We start from the raw sequence: 18,667 nt of genomic DNA, 5'->3' as shown, positions 1-18,667 counted from the left end.
CTGTCGGTGTGGGGTTGACGACTGTTTTTCATGCGCAGCTTCCCTCGATTCGCTGGAGGCTGGAGGCTGAACGAAAAAGCGATGGCCCTCGTCCAGCCTTCAGCCTCCAGCGGCTTTTCTCGTCTTTTGTCAGGGCGTATCCCGCGCATCGAGGATCAGTTGCATGAAGGTCAGGTCGAGCCAGCGGCCGAACTTCTGGCCCACCTGCGGCATCTGCCCGGTGGTGGCGAAGCCCAGGCGTTCGTGCAGGCGGATGGAGGCGGCGTTGCCGCTCTCGATGGCCGCCACCATCACGTGCAGGCCCTGGGCGCGGGCGCGGTCGATCAGCGCCTGCATCAGTTGCGGGCCGACGCCCTTGCCGCGCTGGTCGGCGCGCACGTACACCGAGTGCTCGACGGTTTCGCGGAAGCCGTCGAAGGCGCGCCAGGGGCCGTAGCTGGCGTAGCCCACCACTTCGCTGGCGTCTTCCGCGACCAGCACCGGGAAGCCCTGCTGGGCGCGCAGTTCCAGCCAGGCGCGGCGGTTGTCGAGGTCGATGGCGACTTCGTTCCAGATCGCGGTGGTGTTGAGCACGGCGTCGTTGTAGATGTCGCGCAGGGCGCCGAGGTCGGTTGGGTTGGCGTCGCGGATCAGCATTGCGGTGTTCCTTCAGGCAGGTTCGTTCGAAAGCGGTCGCTGGTCAGGCGATGGGCTGGTGCACGGTGACCAGCTTGGTGCCGTCGGGGAAGGTGGCTTCCACCTGGATCTCCGGGATCATCTCCGGCACGCCTTCCATCACCTGCTCGCGGCTGAGCAGGGTGGTGCCATAGTGCATCAGCTCGGCCACCGTGCGGCCGTCGCGGGCGCCTTCGAGCAGAGCGGCGGAGATCAGCGCGATGGCCTCCGGGTGGTTCAGCTTCAGGCCACGGGCCAGGCGCCGTTCGGCCACCAGGCCGGCGGTGAAGATCAGCAGCTTGTCTTTCTCGCGGGGCGTCAAATCCATCTCAGGTGCTCCAGATTCTGGGGGGGCCGGCCTCGCGGCCGAGCAGCGCGGGCCGCAGCGCGCGCCAGAGTTCGATGAGCCAGGCGCGGGCGTGCAGCGCCTCGGCGGCCAGGCAGCGGGCGACCAGCAGGCCGGGCAATTGGCTGAGGTTGCCGCGGCCCTGGCAGGGTAGCGCGCGACAGGCTTCCAGCAACTCGGCGTCGATCTGCCCGCTGGCGATCAGCGTGGCCATGACCGGTTGCCCGGCCAGGCCGATGGGCGAGTCCAGCAGGCGCTCGCCGCCGTCGATGCGCTGGCGTTCGTGCCACAGGCGGCGGCCGTCGCGGCGGATGTCCAGGGTGGCGGCGAAGCGGCCCTGGTCGAAGCGCTCGCCGGCGGCGGGGCGGCCGAGGGCGACCACGTCCCAGTAGAACAGGCGGGCGTCGCCCTGCAGGTCGATGTCGGTCTGCAGTTCGGCCTGGGCGCCGGAGAAGACGATGGTTTCCTGGGGCAGCCATTCCAGGGTGGCGCCGGCCTCGACGCGGATGCGCAGGCGCTGGCTGGCCGGCGTGGCGGCGCGGTACCACTTGGCCGCGCCGGGGCTGGTGAGCTGGGCCCAGGCGCCGGGGCCGGCATGGATGTCGAGGGCGAGGGTGTCGCCGCCGGCGATGCCGCCGGGAGGGTGCACCACGATGTGCTGGCAGACTTCCGGCCCTTCGGCGTAGAGGTGCTTCTGCACCCGCAGCGGCCCCAGGTGGCGCCGCGTGACCGGCCGCGTGCTGTCGCCGACGCGGGCGTAGGCCAACTCAAGCTCGGCGTGCCAGGCGGGGTGGAAGAGGGCGGCGGGTGCGTTCATGGGGCGTGTTCTGCTGGGGTTGCCCTGGGTAGAGCAATTGGCGTGCCTTCTGCGCCAGGATAGTGCGTGGGCCCTGAAGTGCCTGGGTTATGCGGCTGGGCGGGTTGTCCGAGTGGTCAGGTATGGGGGCGATTGCGGTGCATTGGGGCGTGTCGTGCACCATTATGGTTCGCGACTGGGTGGTGACGTCACTGGGTTCCCGCGTTCGCGGGAATGACGGGATTGAAATCGTATTCCCCCATCGTCATTCCCGCGAACGCGGGAACCCAGAAGACAGCGCAGCATCCGTTCAGATGGCGACCAACCCGCGTACGCCTTCGCTTTCCATGTTTGCGCCGCGGCCCTGCTGGACGATCTCGCCGCGGGCCATCACCAGGTACTGGTCGGCCAGTTCGGCGGCGAAGTCGTAGAACTGTTCCACCAGCAGGATGGCCATGTCGCCGCGCTCGGCGAGCTTGCGGATCACCGCGCCGATCTCCTTGATCACCGAGGGCTGGATGCCTTCGGTGGGCTCGTCGAGGATCAGCAGGCGCGGGCGGCTGGCCAGGGCGCGGCCGATGGCCAGCTGTTGCTGCTGGCCGCCGGAGAGGTCGCCGCCGCGGCGTTGCTTCATCTCGCGCAGCACCGGGAAGAGTTCGTAGATGAACTCCGGCACCTGCTTCGCTTCCCTGGCGCTGAAGCGGGACAGGCCCATCAGCAGGTTCTCCTCCACGCTCAGCCGCGGGAAGATCTCGCGGCCCTGGGGCACGTAGGCGATGCCGGCGTGCACCCGTTGGTGCGGCTTGAAGCCGGTGATGGCCTTGCCCTCCCAGCTGACGCTGCCCTCGCGCGCCGGCACCAGGCCCATCAGGCAGCGCAGCAGGGTGGTCTTGCCCACGCCGTTGCGCCCGAGCAGGCAGGTGACTTCGCCGATCTTCGCGTCGAACGACAGGCCGCGGAGGATGTGGCTGCCGCCGTAGAACTGATGCAGATTTTCAACATTGAGCATGCTTTGAATCCTTTGAAAAGCCGCTGAAGGCTCGAGGCTGAAGGCTGAACGAAAAAGCGACTCCCTCGTCCAGCCTCCAGCGCTTTTCTCGGCTCTTATCGGTTTTAAAAGCCGCTGGAGGCTTAAGGTTGGAGGCTGAACGAGGAAGCACCGGCTCTTTCGTCCAGCCTCCAGCGCTTTTTATCGGCTCTTATCGACTCTTTTATCGTCCTAAATAAACCTCGATCACCTGCTCGTTCGCCTGCACTTCTTCCAGCGAGCCCTCGGCCAGCACGTGGCCCTGGTGCAGCACGCTGACGTGGTCGGCGATGCTGCCGACGAAGCCCATGTCGTGCTCCACCACCATCAGCGAGTGCTGGCCGGCGAGGGACTTGAAGAGTTCGGCGGTGAATTCGGTCTCGGCGTCGGTCATGCCCGCCACCGGTTCGTCGAGCAGCAGCAGTTGCGGCTCCTGCACCAGCAGCATGCCGATCTCCAGGAACTGCTTCTGGCCGTGGGAGAGCAGGCCGGCCGGGCGGTTGCGCGATTCGCGCAGGCGGATGGTGGTCAGCACCTCCTCGATGCGGTCCCTCTGCTCGCCGCTGAGCTTCGCCCGCAGGCTGGCCCACACCGACTTGTCGGCCTTCTGCGCCAGCTCCAGGTTCTCGAACACCGAGAGCGCCTCGAACACCGTGGGCTTCTGGAACTTGCGGCCGATGCCGGCCTGGGCGATTTCCACCTCGCTCATGCGCTGCAGGTCGTAGGTCTCGCCGAAGTACGCCTTGCCGCTGTCGGGGCGGGTCTTGCCGGTGATCACGTCCATCAGCGTGGTCTTGCCCGCGCCGTTGGGGCCGATGATGCAGCGCAGCTCGCCCACGCCGATGTACAGCGTCAGGTCGCGCAGGGCGCGGAAGCCGTCGAAGCTGACGTTGATGTCTTCCAGGGTGAGGATGGTGCCGTGGCGCACGTCCAGGCCTTCGCTCGCGCTGGCGCCCAGGCCGACGGCGTCGCGGCTGGTGCCGCTGGGGTCGAAGGCCGGTTCCAGCATCAGGTGGGGAACGGCTCTCATTGCGCTTTCTCCCGCTTGATCAGCCCGAGGATGCCCCGCGGCAGGTACAGGGTGACGACGATGAACAGGGCGCCGAGGAAGAACAGCCAGTACTCCGGGAAGGCCACGGTGAACCAGCTCTTGGCGCCGTTCACCACGCCGGCGCCGAGCAGCGGGCCGATGAGCGTGCCGCGCCCGCCCAGGGCCACCCACACGGCGGCTTCGATGGAGTTGGTGGGCGACATCTCGCTGGGGTTGATGATGCCCACCAGCGGCACGAACAGGGCGCCGGCCAGGCCGCAGATCACCGCGCTCAGGGTCCAGACGAACAGCTTGTAGCCGCGCGGGTCGTAGCCGCAGAACATCAGGCGGTTCTCGGCGTCGCGCAGGGCGGTGAGCACCCGGCCGAACTTGCTCCGTGCCAGGGCGAAGCCCAGCGCCAGGCTGGCCGCCAGCAGCAGGACGATGGCCAGGAACAGCGCGGCGCGGGTGCCCGGCGCGGTGATCGAAAAGCCCAGGATGCTGCGGAAGTTGGTGAAGCCGTTGTTGCCGCCGAAACCGGTCTCGTTGCGGAAGAACAGCAGCATGCCGGCGAAGGTCAGGGCCTGGGTCATGATCGAGAAGTACACGCCCTTGATCCGCGAGCGGAAGGCGAAGAAGCCGAACACGAAGGCCAGCAGCCCCGGCGCCAGCACCACCAGGCACAGGGCCCAGAGGAAGTGCTGGGTGCCGGCCCAGTACCAGGGCAATTCGTTCCACGACAGGAAGGTCATGAACGCCGGCAGGCCGTCGCCGGCCGCCTCGCGCATCAGGTACATGCCCATGGCGTAGCCGCCCAGGGCGAAGAACAGGCCGTGGCCGAGGGACAGCAGGCCGGCATAGCCCCAGACCAGGTCCAGGGCCAGGGCGACTATGGCGTAGCAGAGGATCTTGCCGGTCAGCGTCAGGCCGTAGGCCGACAGGTGCAGGGCGTTGGCCTCGGGCAGCAGGTGCAGCAGCGGCAGGATCAGCAGCGCGACGAGGGCTGCGACGACGATGCCGGCGGTGAGTTTCGGGCCGGCCTTCTGCGCGGCCGTCACGGTGAGTGGTTGGTTCACGGGCAGATCTCCCCACGGTCGGCGGATGCACCCTGTAGGAGCGAGCTTGCTCGCGAACGGCTTCGCTGCGGGCGCTGTTCGCGAGCAAGCTCGCTCCTACGAAGAGCAGCTGGTTCGGGCATTGGCGTTTTCATCAATCGATGACCCTCCCTTTCAGGGCGAACAGCCCCTGCGGGCGTTTCTGGATGAACAGGATGATCAGCGCCAGGATCAGGATCTTGCCCAGCACTGCGCCGATCTGCGGTTCGAGGATCTTGTTCGCCACGCCCAGGCCGAAGGCCGCGCAGACGCTGCCGGCCAGCTGGCCGACGCCGCCGAGCACCACCACCAGGAAGGAGTCGATGATGTAGCTCTGGCCCAGGTCCGGGCCGACGTTGCCGACCTGCGACAGGGCCACCCCGCCGAGCCCTGCGATGCCCGAGCCGAGGCCGAAGGCGAGCATGTCCACGCGCCCGGTTGGCACGCCGCAGCAGGCCGCCATGTTGCGGTTCTGCGTCACCGCGCGGACGTTCAGGCCCAGCCGCGTGCGGTTGAGCAGCAGCCAGGTGAGCGCCAGCACGAACAGGGCGAAGCCGATGATGACGATGCGGTTCCACGGCAGCACCAGGTTCGGCAGCAGTTGGACGCCGCCGGACAGCCAGGCCGGGTTGGCCACCTCGACGTTCTGCGCGCCGAACAGCACGCGCACCAGCTGGATCAGCACCAGGCTGATGCCCCAGGTGGCCAGCAGGGTTTCCAGCGGGCGGCCGTAGAGGTGGCGGATCACCGTGCGTTCCAGGGCCATGCCGATGGCCGCGGTGACGCCGAAGGCCACCGGCAGGGCCAGCAGCGGGTAGTACTCCAGCAGGCCGGGGGCGAAGCGTTGCAGCAGCGACTGCACCACGTAGGTGGAGTAGGCGCCGAGCATCAGCATCTCGCCGTGGGCCATGTTGATGACGCCGAGCAGGCCGTAGGTGATGGCCAGGCCCAGGGCCGCCAGCAGCAGGATGGAGCCCAGCGACAGGCCGCTGAAGGCCTGGCCGAGCAGGTCGCCGACCATCAGCCGGCGCTTGACCTGGGCCAGGCTGGTGGCGGCGGCGGTGCGCACCTGTTCGTCGGCTTCCACGGCCGGGTCGAGCAGGTTCTGCAGGCGGGTGAGGGCCAGCGGGTCGCCGGAGTCGCCGAGCAGGCGCACGGCAGCCAGGCGTACCTGTGGGTCGGCGTCGGCCAGTTGCAGGTTGGCCAGGGCCAGTTGCAGGGCGGCTTTCACCTTGTCGTCGGTTTCCGCGCCGGTGCGCTGGGCGAGCAGTTCGCGCTGCGCGGGCTTGGCGGTCTTCTGCAGCTGGCGCGCGGCTTCCAGGCGCAGCGTCGGGTCCTTCGCCACCAGCTGGTGGCTGGCCAGGGCGGTGTTGAGCAGGCCGCGCAGGCGGTTGTTCAGGCGCAGCTTGTCGGGTTCGCCGGCGGGTGTGGCGTCGCCTTCGGCGGGGCGGTACTGCTTGTCGTCGCCGAGGAGGAAGGCGTGGTTCTGCGCGTCGACGGCGAAGCGCCCGGCCTGGAGCGCTTCGAGCAGCGGCAGGCGCTCGGCCTCGGGGGCGGCGGCCCAGTGTTCGAGCAGCGTGGCGCGGCCGTCGTTGTCGGCGGCGGCGAAGTCCTGCGCCGGGCCGGCTTGCGCGGGCAGGGCGAGGAGGGTGGCCAGCGCGAGGGCGCAGGTTTGCAGCAGGCGGTAGAGGGCAGTGGGCATGGTGTGGTTCCTGAGAGGCTGGCGCTTGGGCTAGAGCACCCTCTCCCCAGCCCTCTCCCTGAAGGGAGAGGGGGCCGTACGGCACGCGACCGGGAGCATGGCGCTCACTGTCGCGCGTGAGGTTGGCGTGGCGTCCCCTCTCCTGGGGAGAGGGGCTCTGGCGAGCGCCGGCTCAGTTGCTCTTCACCGCGTAGTCCGGCTTCTTGTCGTTGCCCGGGATGAACGGGCTCCAGGGCTGGGCGCGGATCGGCTCGGGGGTCTTCCAGACCACGTTGAACTGCCCGTCGTCCTGGATTTCGCCGATCATCACCGGCTTGTGCAGGTGGTGGTTGGTCTTGTCCATGGTCAGGGTGAAGCCCGAGGGCGCCTTGAAGGTCTGCCCGCCCATGGCCTCGCGGACCTTGTCGACGTCGGTGCTGCCGGCCTTCTCCACGGCCTGGGCCCACATGTGGATGCCGACGTAGGTGGCTTCCATCGGGTCGTTGGTCACGGCGGTGGAATAGTTCGGCAGGTTCTTCGCCTTGGCGTAGGCCTTCCAGTCGGCGACGAACTTCTCGTTCTGCGGGTTCTTCACCGACTCGAAGTAGTTCCACGCCGCCAGGTTGCCCACCAGCGGCTTGGTGTCGATGCCGCGCAGTTCTTCCTCGCCCACCGAGAAGGCCACCACCGGCACTTCGGTGGCTTCCAGGCCCTGGTTGGCCAGTTCCTTGTAGAAGGGCACGTTGGAGTCGCCGTTGACGGTAGAGATCACCGCAGTCTTGCCGCCGGCGGAGAATTTCTTGATGTCGGCGACTATGGTCTGGTAGTCGCTGTGGCCGAACGGCGTGTAGACCTCCTGGATGTCCTTGTCGGCCACGCCCTTGCTGTGCAGGAAGGCGCGCAGGATCTTGTTGGTGGTGCGCGGGTAGACGTAGTCGGTGCCGAGCAGGAAGAAGCGCTTGGCGCCGCCGCCGTCCTCGCTCATCAGGTATTCCACCGCGGGGATGGCCTGCTGGTTCGGCGCGGCGCCGGTGTAGAAGACGTTGGGCGACATTTCCTCGCCCTCGTACTGCACCGGGTAGAACAGCAGGCCGTTGAGTTCCTCGAACACCGGCAGCACGGACTTGCGCGACACGCTGGTCCAGCAGCCGAAGACCACCGCGACCTTGTCCTGGGTCAGCAACTGGCGGGCCTTCTCGGCGAACAGCGGCCAGTTCGACGCCGGGTCTACCACCACCGGCTCCAGCTTCTTGCCGTTCACCCCGCCCTTGGCGTTGATTTCATCGATGGTCATCAGCGCCATGTCCTTGAGCGAGGTCTCGGAGATGGCCATGGTGCCGGACAGCGAATGCAGGATGCCGACCTTGATGGTCTCGGCGGCCTGGGAGCCGAAGGGGAACAGGCCGGTGAGCAGCAGCGCGCTCACCGCCAGGGTGCTTTTCAACAGGGGACGACGTTTCATCGCGGCAGCCTCCTTGGCTTCCAGTACCTGGGAGGGTGCCGGGCGGATTCTGGGCCGTCGCCTGTGCAGCCTCCCGAAATGGGTAGGGGACCCCTGCGGGTCGGGAGGTCTATCGCAGCATCCGTGCCAAGCAGCGCAAAGCCCTGTGCCAGAAGGCCTGCGCGGGATTTTCTGCCGTTTCGGCCAGGGTTTTCGGGGCGCCATTCTGGTGCGCCGGCGTGGTGCACGGACGATTCGCCCCCAATTGGGGCGCGCCGTCGCGTGATGCCGGTCTCAGGGCGCGGGCAGGAAGTAGCCGCGCACGCCGGTCATGATGATCTGTGCGGCCAGGGCGCAGACGAACAGGCCCATCAGCCGGCTGACGATCTGCAGGCCCTGCTCGCCGAGCATCCGCTCGATGCGGTCGGACAGGTAGAGGGTGACGCCGAGGGTGAGGCAGGCGAGGAAGATCGCCAGCAGCGCCAGCAGCTTGTCCTCCCAGTGCTGGCCGACGCCCATCACCAGCAGCGCGCCTATGGTGCCGGGGCCGACGGTGATGGGGATGGTCAGCGGGACGATGGTGACGTCCTGCTGCACGTTGTCGCTCTGCACCGCCGAGCGCCCCTGGGCCATGCCCAGGGCGGAGATGAACAGCACGCTGCCGGCGCCGATGCGGAAGGCATCGGCGGTGATGCCGAAGAGGGTGAAGATGTAGCGCCCGAACAGGTACAGCAGCACGCTGGCGACCAGCGCCGCCAGGGCCACGCGCCAGGCCATGTGCTTGCGATCGCGCGGGGCGAAGCCGCGGCTGAGGCTGATGAAGCAGGAAAGCACGAAGAAGGGGCTGTAGAGCACCAGCATCTTCAGGTACACGCTGAACAGCACATGCATGGGGGAATCTCGTCCGGGTGAGATGGCTCTGCTGGGGCAGAAGCATAGCGGGCGGGGTGGGGTGGGTCATTGCCTGGGGGCGGGTTTCGGCGGGGGTTGTTATTTGTAGGAGCGAGCTTGCTCGCGAAGGGTGTTCACCGGTGACGTTGGTGTATTGGCTCGGCTCCTTTCCCTCGCCCCAGCCCTCTCCCTTCAGGGAGAGGGCTGGGGCGAGGTCAACTCGAAACACCTAAGCCGCCTGGAAACCCCGTTCGCGAGCAAGCTCGCTCCTACGAAAAGCGGAAAAGCGGGAAAGTGCATAGGGCGGTGCCTGGGCCTTGCCCATCGCGGACGGAGTCCGCTCCTACATCCCCCGGCAAACACAACGCCCGTAGGATGCGGTTGAGCGAAGCGATACCCATCAACGTGGCCCGATGGGTTTCGCAAGCTCAACCCATCCTACGAAAAGCACCTCGGCGCCGTGATGGGCGTCAGGACGGCAGCGCCGCGTCGCTCTGCTGGCGCAGGCGGCGTTCGCGCTCGGCTACCCAGTAGGCCACCAGTTCGCGCAGTTGCGACAGTTCCACCGGCTTGGCCATGTGCCCGTCCATGCCGACCAGGCGGGCGCGTTCCTTGTGTTCGCTGAGGATGTGCGCGGTGAGCGCCACCACCGGGGTGTGCGGGCGGTGTTCGCTGGCTTCCCAGGCGCGCAGGCGCTCGGTGGCGGAGAAGCCGTCGAGCACCGGCATCTCGCAGTCCATCAGCACCAGGTCGTACTGGGTGGCCTTCATCGCGGCCAGGGCTTCCTCGCCGTTGCTGGCGGTGTCCGGCTGCAGGTCGAGCTTGCCGAGCATGCCGCGGATGACCTTGGTGGAGATGCTGTTGTCCTCGGCCACCAGCACGCGGAAGTCGCTGGGCGGGCTCAGCGGCGTGGGTTCGGCGGCCGCCGGCAGGTAGTTGGTCACGCCGCTGGGGCCGCGCTGGGCCAGTTCGTCGGCAAGGGTGGCCTTGAGCGTGTAGCCGGCCACCGGCTTGGCCAGGATGCGCTTGATCCCGGCGTTGCGGGCGATGATCTTGCTCGGCGCGTTGCTGATGCCGGTGAGCATGATCAGCAGGATGTCGTGGTTGAGGTTGGGGTCTTCCTGGATCTTGGTCGCCAGTTGCATGCCGGTCATGCCGGGCATGTCCTGGTCGAGCAGGACCACGTCGAAGTATTCGCGCAGGTGCGCCTTGGTGCGCAGCAGGGCCAGGGCCTCCTTGCCGGAAGCCACGGCGCTGACGTTCATGCCCCAAACGCTGCACTGCTGCACCACCACCTTGCGGCAGGTCTGGTTGTCGTCCACCACCAGCAGGCGCGCGCCCTGCAGCGGGCTGTCGAGGTCGGCGGTGGGGTGTTCGAGCATGTCCTGGTCCAGCGGCAGGCTCAGCCACAGGGTGTTGCCGCTGTCGCCGCCGCTGTCCAGGCCACTTTCGATGCCCAATTGGCCGGACATCAGCTGGATCAGCTGGCGCGCGATCACCAGGCCCAGGCGGCTGCTCAGGCGGGTGGCGGAGAGGAAGTCGCGGCTGTGCAGCTCGGCGGTGAGCAGGGCCTGGCGGTCGTTGGGGTCCAGCGGGCGGCCGCTGTCCTGCACGGCGATGCGCAGGCGCGTCTTGCCCGGCGGGCCGTCGAGGGCCACCACCAGGAGGATTTCGCCTTCCTCGGTCTGCTTGAAGGCGTTGTCCAGCAGGCTCAGCAGCACCTGGCGCAGGCGCGTCGGGTCGCCGCTGATCACCCGTGGCACCTGCGGCTGGGTGAAGCTGATCAGCTCGATCTTCTGCTGCTCGGCGCGCACCCGGAAGATCGCCAGGCAGTCCTCGATCAGCGCGCCCAGGTCGAACTGCACCTCGTCCAGCTCGATCTGCCCGGACTCCAGCTTGGAGATGTCGAGGATTTCGTTGATCAGCGCCAGCAGCTCGTTGCCGGCGCTGTGGATGGTCTGCACGTAGTCGCGCTGCTTGGCCGACAGCGGCGTGCCGAGCAGCAGCTCGGTCATGCCCAGCACGCCGTTCATGGGGGTGCGGATTTCGTGGCTGATCTTCGCCAGGAACTCGCCCTTGGCCTTGAGCTCGGCGCTGCTGGCGGCGCGCTTGCGGCTGGCGTCGAAGCTCTCCTGCTGCAGTTGGCGCTGGCGCTCGGCCAGGGCCAGGCTGAGCAGGAAGCCGGCCGCCGCGGTCAGCCCCAGCAGCGCACTGCCGAGCCAGTCGCTGCGCGTGGGCACGTAGCCGAGCAGGGCCGGCAGGGACAGCAGCCAGGCGCTGACGAACAGGCCGGTGGCGACGACGAACAGGCGCGCCGGGCGGTAGCCGTGGCGCATGTAGTAGGCGGCGATGAGGAACATGCCCAGGCTGGTGATCGCCACCAGGCCATAGAGCAGCTCGCCGGTGGGGATGTCCAGGGCCAGGTGCAGCAGCGCGCCGAAGCCCAGCAGGCCGAGGCTGCCCAGCGCCAACAGGCGGCCCAGCGGGCGGCGCGGCGGCTGGTCGTGGAAGAAGCTGGCGGTGTAGCCCAGGGCGCAGCACAGCACCAGCAGCAGGGCCAGCTGGGCGGTCAGCGGCTGCCAGGTCTGGTGGGTGCCGTACCAGGGGCTGAGCAGGCCGAACAGCGTCAGGCAGGCCAGCAGCAGCCCGGCGTGCACGCCGGCCAGCCAGAGGCCGCTGCGCACGCGGTTGTAGGCGAAGCGCACCAGGTTGTAGAGCAGCAGCATGCCCAGGCAGCCGAGGAGGATGCCGAACTGCAGCGGGCGTTGCTGGCCGGCGGGGTACTCGGTGCTTTCCAGGCTGATGGTGGGGCGCAGGCTCTGGCTGGAGCTCAGGCGCAGGTAGAGGTCGAGGACTTCGGGGCTGCTGCGCAGTGGCAGCAGGATGTCGCTGTTGAGCAGCGGGCGCTGGCCGGGGTAGAGGTTGCCGGCCTGGCGTTCTTCCAGCAGTTGCGAGCCGTGCAGCAGGTAGAGCTGCAGGCTGTCCAGGCTCGGCGAGAACAGGCGCAGCTGGCGCGGCGCGTCGCTGGCCGGCAGGCGGTAGTGCAGCCAGATGGCGCCGGGGCCGGCGGGGGCGTGCAGGTCTTCGATGTCGAGGGGGCTGAACAGCGGGCGCAGGCGTGCGGAGAGGACGTCCTGCAACTGCAGGCGGCCTTCGCCGTCGTGCAACTGCGACCAACCGCCGGCATCCTGCGCCTGGGCGAAGCCCGGGCCGGCGAGCAGGGCGGTCAGCAGCAGGCAGACCAGGAGTCCTGTGGCGTTCCAGAGCCGGCGCACGGCGAATTCCCTTCGGTGGAGAGTGGCCGGATTATAGCCAAGTGCCGACGGGCCCGAAATCCACCCGGGCCCGCACATGGCTGCCTGCCGACCGCAGGTCGGAAAAAGCGGGCGCAAAGGCAGCGCCCGCCGGCCTTTCAGCCTTCGCCGCGTTCGCGGGCAATGGCACGGTAGCCGATGTCCTTGCGGTAGAAGCAGCCGTTCCAGCGGATCTGCTCCGCCAGGCGGTAGGCCTGCTGCTGCGCCGAGGACACGCTCGGGCCGATGGCGGTGGCGCAGAGCACGCGGCCGCCGGAGGTGACCACCTGGCCGTCCTTCAGCGCGGTGCCGGCATGGAACACCTTGCCGTCGAGCTTGGCGGCTTCGGCCAGGCCTTCGATGACGTCACCCTTGGCGTAGTCGCCCGGGTAGCCGCCGGCGGCCAGCACCACGCCCACGGTGGGGCGCGGGTCCCAGGTGGCCTCGACCTTGTCCAGCGCCTTGGCCAGGGCGGCTTCCACCAGCAGGACCAGGGAGCTTTCCAGGCGCACCATGATCGGCTGCGTCTCCGGGTCGCCGAAGCGGCAGTTGAACTCGATGACCTTGGGCGCGCCGCTCTTGTCGATCATCAGGCCGGCGTAGAGGAAGCCGGTGTAGACGTTGCCTTCCTCGGCCATGCCGCGCACGGTCGGGTAGATGACCTCGTCCATCACCCGCTGGTGCACCTCGGGGGTGACCACCGGGGCCGGCGAGTAGGCGCCCATGCCGCCGGTGTTCGGGCCGCTGTCGCCGTCGCCGACGCGCTTGTGGTCCTGGCTGGTAGCCATGGGCAGCACGTTCTGGCCATCGACCATGACGATGAAGCTGGCTTCCTCGCCGTCGAGGAACTCCTCGATCACCACGCGCGAACCGGCGTCGCCGAAGGCGTTGCCGGCGAGCATGTCGCGCACGGCTTCCTCGGCTTCTTCCAGTGTCATGGCGACGATCACGCCCTTGCCCGCGGCCAGACCGTCGGCCTTGATCACGATGGGCGCGCCTTTCTCCTTCAGGTAGGCCAGGGCCGGCTCGACTTCGGTGAAGTTCTGGTAGTCGGCGGTGGGGATCTTGTGGCGGGCCAGGAAGTCCTTGGTGAAGGCCTTGGAGCCTTCCAGCTGGGCCGCGCCCTTGGTCGGGCCGAAGATGTCCAGGCCGCGCGAACGGAACAGGTCGACCACGCCGGCGACCAGCGGTGCTTCGGGGCCGACGATGGTCAGCTGCACGTTCTTCGCGGCGAAGTCGGCCAGTTGCTCCAGGGCCAGCACGTCGATGGCGACGTTCTCGCACTTGGGCTCGGTGGCGGTGCCGGCGTTGCCCGGGGCGACGAAGACCTTCGCCACGCGCGGGTCCTGGGCGACCTTCCAGGCCAGGGCGTGTTCACGGCCGCCGCTGCCAATCACTAATACGTTCATTGCTATAACCCTGTGTTGGGCTGGAGGCTGAAGGCTGGAGGCTGGACGAGGGTGCCGCTTTTTCGTCCAGCTCCAGCCTTCAGCCTCCAGCGGCTTTTACGATCAGTGATCGAAAATGACACATGCCGGCGAAGACCATTGCCAATCATCAATAGCCCCGTCCTGGGCAGAAGGCTGGCGCTTTTCCGTCCAGCCTCCAGCCTCCAGCGGCTTTTTACGATCAGTGCCTGAAGTGGCGCATACCGGTGAACACCATCGCGATGCCGGCTTCGTCGGCCGCCGCGATGACTTCGTTGTCACGCATCGAGCCGCCCGGCTGGATCACCGCGGTGATGCCGGCCTTGGCCGCGTTGTCGATGCCGTCGCGGAACGGGAAGAAGGCGTCCGAGGCCATGACCGCGCCCTTGACTTCCAGGCCGGCGTGTTCGGCCTTGATGGCGGCGATGCGCGCGGAGTTGACGCGGCTCATCTGGCCGGCGCCGACGCCCACGGTCTGGCGGTGCCTGGCGTAGACGATGGCGTTGGACTTGACGAACTTGGCCACTTTCCAGGCGAAGATCAGGTCGTGGATTTCCTGCTCGCTGGGCGCGCGCTGGGTGACGATCTTCAGGTCCGCCTCGGTGATCATGCCGATGTCGCGGCTCTGTACCAGCAGGCCGCCGTTGACGCGCTTGAAGTCCCAGCCCGGGGCGCGTTCGGCCGGCCACTCGCCGCATTCCAGCAGGCGCACGTTGGCCTTGGCGGCGACCACGGCGCGGGCGGCGGCGGAGACTTTCGGGGCGATGATGACTTCGACGAACTGGCGCTCGACGATGGCCTGGGCGGTGTCGCCGTCCAGCTCGCGGTTGAAGGCGATGATGCCGCCGAAGGCCGACTCGGTGTCGGTGGCGTAGGCCAGGTCGTAGGCCTTGCGGATGCCGCCCTCGTTCTCCGGGACCACGGCCACGCCGCACGGGTTGGCGTGCTTGACGATGACGCAGGCTGGCTTGACGAAGCTCTTCACGCACTCCAGCGCGGCGTCGGTGTCGGCCACGTTGTTGAACGACAGCTCCTTGCCTTGCAGTTGCACGGCGGTGGAGACGCTGGCCTCGCCCTTCTTCGCCTCGACGTAGAAGGCCGCGCTCTGGTGCGGGTTCTCGCCGTAGCGCATTTCCTGGGCCTTGATGAACTGGCTGTTGAAGGTGCGCGGGAAGGCGCCGCGGCCTTCGGTGGAGAGGGTGTCGCGCGCCTGGTCGATGGTGCCCAGGTAGTTGGCGATCATGCCGTCGTAGGCGGCGGTGTGCTCGAAGGCCTTCAGGGCCAGGTCGAAGCGCTGGGCGTAGGTCAGGCCGCCGGCCTTCAGGGCCGCGACCACGCCGGCGTAGTCACCGGTGTTGACCACGATGGCGACGTCCTTGTGGTTCTTCGCCGCGCTGCGGACCATGGTCGGGCCGCCGATGTCGATGTTCTCGATGGCGGTCGGCAGGTCGCAGTCGGCCTTGGCCACGGTGGCCTCGAAGGGGTACAGGTTGACCGCCACCAGGTCGATCGGCTTGATGCCGTGCTCGGCCATCACCGCGCCGTCGATGTCGCGACGGCCGAGGATGCCGCCGTGCACCTTCGGGTGCAGGGTCTTGACGCGGCCGTCCATCATTTCCGGGAAGCCGGTGTAGTCGGCCACTTCCACGGCGGCGATGGCGTTGTCCTTGAGCAGCTTGTAGGTGCCGCCGGTGGAGAGGATCTCCACGCCGAGGGCGACCAGCTCGCGGGCGAAGTCGACGACGCCGGTCTTGTCGGAGACGCTGATCAGCGCGCGGCGGATGGGCAGGCGGAGGGAGTGGTCGGTCATAACGGTTCCATCTGATGAGGATAAGAGCGCTGGAGGCAGGAGGCTGGACGAGGGGCGCTTTTTCGTCCGGCCTTCAGCCTTTAGCCTCCAGCGGCTTTTAGAGCAGGTCGTATTGCTTGAGCTTCTTGCGCAGGGTGCCGCGGTTCAGGCCGAGCAGCTCCGACGCCTTGGTTTGGTTACCCTTCACGTGGTCCATCACGGTTTCCAGCAGCGGTGCCTCCACTTCGCAGAGCACCATGTTGTACACGTCCGTGACCGGCTGCCCATCGAGGTGGGCGAAGTAGTTGCGCAGTGCCTTCTCGACGCTGTCACGCAGGGTATGGCCTTCCTGCGTCGGCGTGTTCAGGTGCTGTTTGAGGTTCGCGTTGTCGCTCACGGGTGTCATTCCACTCACTAAAGTCTCGGTCATCGTTGTCATGCGGCCACCCCTTTTCCGTTGTCATGGCGCTCGGCGAAGAACTGCCTGACGCTGGCGCTCTGTGCATCCGTGTTCTGCAAACGATTGAACTGGGCGCGGAACTCCGCCGCCCCCGGTAACGTCGCCAGGTACCAGCCCACGTGCTTGCGGGCGATGCGGACACCCAGCTCTTCCCCATAGAAGGCATGCAAGGCGGCCAGGTGCTCCAGCAAAATGCTTTCCACCTCGGCCAGGGACGGCGCCGGCAAGGTCTCGCCGGTGCTCAGGTAGTGCTCGATCTCACGGAATATCCACGGCCGGCCCTGGGCGGCGCGGCCGATCAGCAAGGCGTCGGCGCCGGTGTGCTGGAGCACCTGGCGGGCCTTCTGCGGCGAGGTGATGTCGCCATTGGCGAACACCGGGATGGACACCGCCTGCTTGATCGCGGCGATGGTTTCGTATTCGGCGTCGCCGGTGTACAGGTCGGCGCGGGTGCGGCCGTGCACGGCCAGGGCCTGGATGCCCGACTGCTCGGCGATGCGCGCGACGTTCACGCCGTTGCGGTTGTCGCGGTCCCAGCCGGTGCGGATTTTCAGCGTCACCGGCACTTCGACGGCGGCCACCACGGCCTCGAGGATCTCGGCCACCAGCTTCTCGTCGCGCAGCAGCGCGGAGCCGGCGGCCTTGTTGCAGACCTTCTTGGCCGGGCAGCCCATGTTGATGTCGATGATCTGCGCGCCCAGCTCGACGTTGGCGCGGGCGGCCTCGGCGAGCATCTGCGGGTCGCCGCCGGCTATCTGCACCGAACGCGGCTGGTCCTCGCCGTCATGCACCAGGCGCAGGCGCGACTTGCGGCTGTTCCACAGGCGCACGTCGCTGGTGACCATCTCCGAGACCACCATGCCGGCGCCGAGGCGGCGGCACAGCTGGCGGAACGGGCGATCGGTGACGCCGGCCATGGGAGCCAGGATCAGTCTGTTGGGCAGTGTGTAAGAGCCGATGCGAACCACCGACATCGCTTCCCTGTTATGGGGCGTAATCGCTGTACGCTCCCGCGGGTCGAGGACTCGGGGAGGGTCGGCGAGAGGCCACCGGTGCTTGCAAAAAAGGGAGGGCATGATACCCGCTCTCGATGACCGGATAAAGGCGATTTTGGATAAATTCTGAACAGCCGCCGGCTTATTGCCTGGGGTTGGAAGACGAGCGGAACTGGCGCTGCGCGGGGTTCTGCGCTACGCGCCGGTCACTCCGGCGAATGGAAGCTGAGGCTGTAATTGACCGCCTTGGGGCCCGGGTCGAGGATGTCCAGCGACACGTGGATCGGCGTCTGCGGCGGCATCTCGCTGCGCCCGGCCAGTTCGCCGCCCAGGTATTCGCTGGGCTTGAAGCTGCGGCTGGCGATCAGCTGGCCGTTGAGGTCGGCGAAGCGCAGCTCCAGCAGCGGGAAGGGCTGGGAGAAGCTGGCGCGGTTGTAGATGATCGCGTCCACCACCAGGGCGCCGCTGAAGTCCGGGTGGCTGCGCACCACCAGGTTGCTGCTGCGGATCTGCTCGACGTCGACCTTGGACGGCAGGCTGCAGCCCAGTTGCGGGCAGAGTTCGGCGAACCAGGGGCGGTAGGCGTCCTCGCGGGCCAGCTCGTCGAAGTGGTAGGCCACGTACTGGCCGCCCAGGCCGGCCAGGGCCAGGAGGATCAGCAGCAGCCAGAGCAGGCGGCGGCCCCAGCGGCTCTTGGGCTTCTGCCAGTCCAACTGCAGGGGTTCGTCGCTGAGGTCGCGCAGGGCGGTCTCGCCCAGGCCCGGGTCGGGGCGAAGGGGCTCGCGGTCTTCTTCGTCCTCGTCCGGCGGTGTGCCCAGGCGGGGCGTTTCGCGCGACATCAGCGGAGGCTCGGCCTCGGGTTCCTCATCCTGCTCGGTGGCTTCCGCCTCCAGCGCTTCCAGCGGCTCGTCGTCGCGGCGGGCGCTGAAGCTCGGCAGGTCGTCGTCTTCCTCTTCTTCGACCGCGGCGGCCACGGCCGGCTCTTCGGCCGGCGCCGGCTGCGGTTGGGGCGGCGCGACGGACGGTTGCTCGGCCTCTGCGTCGATGCGGCCCAGGCTTGGTTCCTGGCGGCCGCCTTCGCTCGCCTGGCGTTCCTCGTCGCGCAGCAGGGCCTCGGCCCAGCGCTCGTCATGCGGGTCGCGCACCACCGGGCGGTTGCCCAGCAGGGCCTCGGCCGGCTTGGGTGCGGACTGCAGTTCGCGGAATTCCTGGGACAGCTCGAATTCGTCGAGCTTGGCCAGCTCTTCGTCGAGGTTGAGGCTGTCCAGGTCCAGATCGTCGTGGATCCACAGGGTATCGTCGGCGGGCTTGGCCGCGGCGGGGGCTTCTTCCGCCGGTGGGGGCGCTGCCAGGGCGGGCGCCGGTGCCGGAATGGGGGCCGGCGCGGGCGTGATGGCCGGGGCTACCGTGCTGTCGGCGGACGGCCGCGCGCTGTGCGGCGCCAGCGGCCAGCCGAGGGTGGCGACGCCGGGCGCCGGGACGGTGCGCGGGGGCTCGCTCGGCGCGGCGGGCGCTGCGGGTTTCGGGGCCGCTGCCGGCGGCTGGATGGGCTCGCCGCCGGAGCGAGCGGTGCCGCCCAGCATATGTTGCGGGGCGTTGAATACCTTGAGGCAGGCGCCGCAGCGCACAGCGCCATTGGCCGCACCCAGCTGCGCCTGGTTGACGCGGAAACTGGTGAGGCAATGCGGGCACTGTGTGATGAAACTGGCGCTCATGCGGCGGTCCGGCGATAAACGGTCGCTT

General features: G+C 68.1%; 15 protein-coding genes. All 15 read right to left on the bottom strand.

The genetic code is table 11. The features are described 5' to 3' along the window. Window positions 1-129: 129 nt before the first annotated feature. Window positions 130-636, bottom strand: coding sequence for a GNAT family N-acetyltransferase (locus tag ACTWJ5_RS28635; protein WP_116424277.1), 507 nt, complete (start codon window positions 634-636; stop codon window positions 130-132). Window positions 637-679: 43 nt separating this feature from the next. Beyond that, window positions 680-982, bottom strand: coding sequence for an urease subunit gamma (locus ACTWJ5_RS28630; protein WP_043268703.1), 303 nt, complete (start codon window positions 980-982; stop codon window positions 680-682). 1 nt (window position 983) lies between these two features. Next, the gene (locus ACTWJ5_RS28625) at window positions 984-1,817 is read right to left on the bottom strand and encodes an urease accessory protein UreD (protein WP_444437005.1); all 834 of its coding nucleotides are present in this window, start codon (window positions 1,815-1,817) and stop codon (window positions 984-986) included. A 289-nt stretch (window positions 1,818-2,106) separates the two neighbouring features. Beyond that, window positions 2,107-2,805 (bottom strand): urea ABC transporter ATP-binding subunit UrtE, encoded by a 699-nt coding sequence (gene urtE / locus ACTWJ5_RS28620; protein ID WP_116424279.1) that lies wholly within the window; start codon window positions 2,803-2,805, stop codon window positions 2,107-2,109. A gap of 202 nt (window positions 2,806-3,007) precedes the next feature. Continuing rightward, window positions 3,008-3,853 (bottom strand): urea ABC transporter ATP-binding protein UrtD, encoded by an 846-nt coding sequence (gene urtD / locus ACTWJ5_RS28615; RefSeq protein WP_116424280.1) that lies wholly within the window; start codon window positions 3,851-3,853, stop codon window positions 3,008-3,010. Then, a complete protein-coding gene (gene urtC / locus ACTWJ5_RS28610) occupies window positions 3,850-4,929 on the bottom strand; it encodes an urea ABC transporter permease subunit UrtC (protein WP_253393091.1) in 1,080 nt (359 codons plus the stop codon). Before urtC ends, urtD begins: the two co-directional genes overlap by 4 nt. A 133-nt stretch (window positions 4,930-5,062) precedes the next feature. Next, the gene (gene urtB, locus ACTWJ5_RS28605) at window positions 5,063-6,649 is read right to left on the bottom strand and encodes an urea ABC transporter permease subunit UrtB (protein ID WP_116424282.1); all 1,587 of its coding nucleotides are present in this window, start codon (window positions 6,647-6,649) and stop codon (window positions 5,063-5,065) included. Between the two features lie 172 nt (window positions 6,650-6,821). Beyond that, window positions 6,822-8,090 carry an urea ABC transporter substrate-binding protein gene (gene urtA / locus ACTWJ5_RS28600; protein WP_253412600.1) on the bottom strand — a complete coding sequence of 423 codons (1,269 nt, stop codon included), beginning with the start codon at window positions 8,088-8,090 and terminating at the stop codon, window positions 6,822-6,824. Window positions 8,091-8,363: 273 nt separating this feature from the next. Further along, entirely contained in the window at window positions 8,364-8,960 is a 597-nt protein-coding gene (locus ACTWJ5_RS28595; RefSeq protein WP_074982771.1) for a MarC family protein, read from the bottom strand. A 470-nt stretch (window positions 8,961-9,430) separates the two neighbouring features. After that, a complete protein-coding gene (locus tag ACTWJ5_RS28590) occupies window positions 9,431-12,235 on the bottom strand; it encodes a hybrid sensor histidine kinase/response regulator (RefSeq protein WP_301503095.1) in 2,805 nt (934 codons plus the stop codon). Between the two features lie 137 nt (window positions 12,236-12,372). Continuing rightward, window positions 12,373-13,662: a phosphoribosylamine--glycine ligase gene (gene purD / locus ACTWJ5_RS28585; RefSeq protein WP_074982774.1), complete on the bottom strand. Its 1,290-nt coding sequence runs from the start codon at window positions 13,660-13,662 to the stop codon at window positions 12,373-12,375. 220 nt (window positions 13,663-13,882) lie between these two features. Next, window positions 13,883-15,490 carry a bifunctional phosphoribosylaminoimidazolecarboxamide formyltransferase/IMP cyclohydrolase gene (purH, locus tag ACTWJ5_RS28580; RefSeq protein ID WP_074982777.1) on the bottom strand — a complete coding sequence of 536 codons (1,608 nt, stop codon included), beginning with the start codon at window positions 15,488-15,490 and terminating at the stop codon, window positions 13,883-13,885. Between the two features lie 97 nt (window positions 15,491-15,587). Beyond that, the gene (gene fis, locus ACTWJ5_RS28575) at window positions 15,588-15,908 is read right to left on the bottom strand and encodes a DNA-binding transcriptional regulator Fis (protein WP_009613305.1); all 321 of its coding nucleotides are present in this window, start codon (window positions 15,906-15,908) and stop codon (window positions 15,588-15,590) included. Beyond that, window positions 15,905-16,903 carry a tRNA dihydrouridine synthase DusB gene (gene dusB / locus ACTWJ5_RS28570; RefSeq protein WP_009613304.1) on the bottom strand — a complete coding sequence of 333 codons (999 nt, stop codon included), beginning with the start codon at window positions 16,901-16,903 and terminating at the stop codon, window positions 15,905-15,907. Before dusB ends, fis begins: the two co-directional genes overlap by 4 nt. 227 nt (window positions 16,904-17,130) lie before the next feature. Beyond that, the gene (locus ACTWJ5_RS28565) at window positions 17,131-18,639 is read right to left on the bottom strand and encodes a DUF3426 domain-containing protein (protein ID WP_444437003.1); all 1,509 of its coding nucleotides are present in this window, start codon (window positions 18,637-18,639) and stop codon (window positions 17,131-17,133) included. Window positions 18,640-18,667: the final 28 nt, after the last annotated feature.

Source organism: Pseudomonas sp. A6 (assembly GCF_052367875.1).
GTDB classification, from domain to species: domain Bacteria; phylum Pseudomonadota; class Gammaproteobacteria; order Pseudomonadales; family Pseudomonadaceae; genus Pseudomonas; species Pseudomonas citronellolis.
This window is presented reverse-complemented; position numbering and strand designations above follow the sequence as displayed.

What these genes read in the sequence shown, in the direction of transcription:
- ACTWJ5_RS28635 (WP_116424277.1), bottom strand. Translation starts at nt 636, where the DNA reads ATGCTGATCCGCGACGCCAACCCAACCGACCTCGGCGCCCTGCGCGAC.
- ACTWJ5_RS28630 (WP_043268703.1), bottom strand. Translation starts at nt 982, where the DNA reads ATGGATTTGACGCCCCGCGAGAAAGACAAGCTGCTGATCTTCACCGCC.
- ACTWJ5_RS28625 (WP_444437005.1), bottom strand. Translation starts at nt 1,817, where the DNA reads ATGAACGCACCCGCCGCCCTCTTCCACCCCGCCTGGCACGCCGAGCTT.
- urtE (WP_116424279.1), bottom strand. Translation starts at nt 2,805, where the DNA reads ATGCTCAATGTTGAAAATCTGCATCAGTTCTACGGCGGCAGCCACATC.
- urtD (WP_116424280.1), bottom strand. Translation starts at nt 3,853, where the DNA reads ATGAGAGCCGTTCCCCACCTGATGCTGGAACCGGCCTTCGACCCCAGC.
- urtB (WP_116424282.1), bottom strand. Translation starts at nt 6,649, where the DNA reads ATGCCCACTGCCCTCTACCGCCTGCTGCAAACCTGCGCCCTCGCGCTG.
- urtA (WP_253412600.1), bottom strand. Translation starts at nt 8,090, where the DNA reads ATGAAACGTCGTCCCCTGTTGAAAAGCACCCTGGCGGTGAGCGCGCTG.
- ACTWJ5_RS28595 (WP_074982771.1), bottom strand. Translation starts at nt 8,960, where the DNA reads ATGCATGTGCTGTTCAGCGTGTACCTGAAGATGCTGGTGCTCTACAGC.
- purD (WP_074982774.1), bottom strand. Translation starts at nt 13,662, where the DNA reads ATGAACGTATTAGTGATTGGCAGCGGCGGCCGTGAACACGCCCTGGCC.
- purH (WP_074982777.1), bottom strand. Translation starts at nt 15,490, where the DNA reads ATGACCGACCACTCCCTCCGCCTGCCCATCCGCCGCGCGCTGATCAGC.
- fis (WP_009613305.1), bottom strand. Translation starts at nt 15,908, where the DNA reads ATGACAACGATGACCGAGACTTTAGTGAGTGGAATGACACCCGTGAGC.
- dusB (WP_009613304.1), bottom strand. Translation starts at nt 16,903, where the DNA reads ATGTCGGTGGTTCGCATCGGCTCTTACACACTGCCCAACAGACTGATC.
- ACTWJ5_RS28565 (WP_444437003.1), bottom strand. Translation starts at nt 18,639, where the DNA reads ATGAGCGCCAGTTTCATCACACAGTGCCCGCATTGCCTCACCAGTTTC.